This window comes from Pseudomonas defluvii, assembly GCF_001695625.1.
GTDB classification, from domain to species: Bacteria; Pseudomonadota; Gammaproteobacteria; order Pseudomonadales; family Pseudomonadaceae; genus Aquipseudomonas; species Aquipseudomonas defluvii.
Genome location: NZ_MBPN01000311.1, coordinates 1 through 674 on the forward strand (window position 1 = coordinate 1; position 674 = coordinate 674).

1 protein-coding gene is annotated in these 674 nt (G+C 65.6%); it reads right to left on the minus strand.

The features are described from left to right. Nucleotides 1-674: type VI secretion system tip protein TssI/VgrG (gene tssI / locus EKA13_RS27500; RefSeq protein WP_125862983.1), on the minus strand; the 674-nt coding region annotated here is incomplete at both ends.

Genomic DNA, 674 nt, shown 5'->3' on the forward strand with positions numbered 1-674 from the left:
CCTTTGCGGTCCTCCACATGCAGTTCGTTGTAGCCACCACCACCCGGTGTGCTGCGGCTGCGAAACACGCTGCGGGTCTTGTTCGCCGGCAAGGCATGGGGCACCAGGTTGAGGCTATTGGGTAGGCAACCGCTGACCAGCGGACGGTCCGGGTCGCCCTCCAAAAAGACCACCAATACCTCCATGCCCACCCGCGGAATGCTGACGCTGCCATGGCCGTTTCCTGCCCAGCCCGAGGCGACCCGCAGCCAGCAACTGCTCTGGTCGTTGTGCTGGCCCTCGCGGTCCCAGTGGAACTGCACCTTGACCCGGCCATAGGCGTCGCAATAGACCTCTTCGCCTTTCGGGCCGGTAACCCGGGCCGTCTGGCTGCCCAGCACACGGGGCTTGTGGTACGCCTGCTGCGGACGGTAGAACACGTCCCAGGGGGTGGCGCTAAAGTGGTTGCGATAGCCCTGCGAGAAGCCGTCATCCGCCGCTGTGCAGTCGGCAGTCATGCTCTCCTCCAGCACTTGCGGTTGCTTGCCTTCGTGCTGAATTTCGGTCAGCAGCCACAGGTCGTTCCAGGCTTGGCACGGGTGGCCGGACAGCTCCAGCAGATGGCCCGTCACCAGCCTCGGCTGGTCGCTTCGGCCCTCCGCTACCCGATGCTCGGCCCGGTGGCGTTCCAGGGC